Annotated in this window: 2 protein-coding genes; both read left to right on the top strand. The window is 53.4% G+C overall.

Annotation, left to right across the window (positions count from 1 at the left end; translation table 11 throughout):
• The first annotated feature begins 107 nt into the window (after positions 1 to 107).
• Positions 108 to 1,571 carry a 1,4-alpha-glucan branching protein domain-containing protein gene (locus JE47_RS0120050; protein ID WP_031461442.1) on the top strand — a complete coding sequence of 488 codons (1,464 nt, stop codon included), beginning with the start codon at positions 108 to 110 and terminating at the stop codon, positions 1,569 to 1,571.
• A gap of 23 nt (positions 1,572 to 1,594) precedes the next feature.
• A partial coding sequence (locus JE47_RS20870; RefSeq protein ID WP_035420229.1) for a class I SAM-dependent methyltransferase occupies positions 1,595 to 2,206 on the top strand: 612 nt, incomplete at its 3' end.

Raw genomic sequence — 2,206 nt, 5'->3', positions numbered from 1 at the left:
ACAGTAACTGAAACAGCGACGCCGACCGCCTCGCCTACGCCTACACCGACTTAGACGGTCACACCTACGCAATAACGAATTGTCCTTCAGAAACAAGCGAGGAAGCGATGCCAATCGCATTTGTCATCGAAGTGCATGTACCGTACCTGCGCCATCCTGGCAGGCGACCCATCGGGGAAGAACAATTACATACGTTTACCGCGCAGACGCTGATCCCACTGCTCGATCTGATTGGTGAGCTACAACGTCACCACCTGCCGGTAACGATAACCCTTGCTTGCTCACCAGTTGCACTAGAACAGTGGCGTGATCCGGTCGTGAACAAACATTTTATTCAATGGCTGGAAAGCCGAATTACGCACCATCAGGCCGAATTAACGCGGTTTGAAGCTGAAGGAAACCGGCATGGGGCGTATCTGGCCCGTTTTTACCTCGATTGGGATCGACAAATCCTACGAAGTTTCACTAATCGTTATCATCGTAATCTGGTTGGCCGGTTACAAGAACTGGTCATCGCCGACATCATCATCCCGCTTTGTGTTCCAGCCAGTCATGCAATCCTACCCCTGTTGGGCCACGAGAGCATGGTGCGCGCACAACTTGAGCATGGTTTGCTATACATATCGCGTTATCTGAAACGTCCTGAAGGGCTATGGCTTCCTGCCTATGCGTGGCGTGCTGGCATTGAACACATCGCGCTTGACCTGGATTTGCGGTATGTTATTGTTGATCCTGACAGTGTTGGGCAAGGTCAGTTACCAGGCTGGCTCATTCCAAAACGCCTGGCCGCCATTGGGATAGAGAACGAACTTGCCCGTCACATCTGGTCAACTGAGCTGGGGTACCCCGGTGATCCGCTCTACCGCAATCCTGCGGATCCGACTGGCTACACTGCTAACGGATCTGGATCGCCGCAACCGTATGATCCGTATGATGCTTTACGACGTGCGCAAGAGCATGCCAATCACTTCGTCGAACAGCTCCTCTACCGTTTCACTCAGCTCCCACCCGATACCACGATTGTTGTGCCAATTGATGCCCGCCTATGGAGTAGCAACTGGTTTGAAGGCCCAACCTGGTTTCAGGCTGTATTAACGCGCTGTGCGACCGATACCCGTCTCTTGTTAACTCAGCCGGGGACGATCCTGAACCATCTGCCTGGCACCAGTACTGTTTCGCTGCAGACCAGACTGTGGCATAGTGATTGCGACGCTGATTTGCCATCGCCGCTTCATCATCGCTACCGGGAGTTACTGCATCAAGCCGAGCAGTATTTTGCCGAATTGGTAGCTCACAACCCGGCTGCCGAAGGGCTGCGTGAACGAGTGCTTAGTCAGGCAGCACGTGAATTGCTGCTGGCCGAAATGAGCGATTGGGTCGAGGATATACACAATTTGGGCTGGCAACGCTACCTTGGTCGTTTTGATCAGATACTAGCACTCGCTCGCCAGGAGTCGTTGAGTGCCACCGACCTTTTCGCACTTGAACAGATCGAGAGCCAGGACGCTATTTTTCCGGTATTGAATTATCGACTGTTTGGCGAGAAGTATCACCAGCCACCGAAATTCTGAATTCGGCACGAAAAATCCTAATCATGGCCGATTGCGAAACGATCCGTAGCTACGACCAACTGGCCCGCCAACATGCTGCGTTTCAGCGCAGTCAACAGCCAACGGCGGTTTACCGTCTGATCGAAACCTTCTTTCACCCTGGTGCTCCAACCATTGACGTCGGGAGTGGCAGTGGTCGTGATGTTGCCTGGCTCAACCAGCATGGGTATCCGGCTATCGGTCTGGAACCGTCACCAATGATGATTGCCGAAGCACGCACGGCGTACCCGGGTATCGATGTGCGATTGGACTCGCTTCCTGAACTGAGCAGTATAGAAGATGCTAGCTTTGACAATGTGCTTTGCGTGGCGGTGCTGATGCACCTGCCTGCCAACGAGCTGGAACGTGCGGTGATTCATTTGGCCCGCATTCTGCGTCCTGGTGGGCGCCTCATTGTGTCATACCGAACCCCACCGCCAGAAGGCGAACGAGCAATTGATGGACGCCTCTACACCACGATCCCCCCCGCTGTGTTTAGATCACTACTCGAAGCAAACGGATTCCAACTCTTGTTTTGGGAAGAGATACCAGATCATTCCCGTCCGCTGATACGTTGGTGGAACACCGCAGCAGAGAAAATACGTGATTGGCACTCA

The organism is Chloroflexus sp. MS-G (assembly GCF_000735195.1).
GTDB lineage: Bacteria > Chloroflexota > Chloroflexia > Chloroflexales > Chloroflexaceae > Chloroflexus.
Note: the sequence above shows the minus strand (reverse complement) of the source record. Positions and strands in the feature narration are given on the sequence as shown.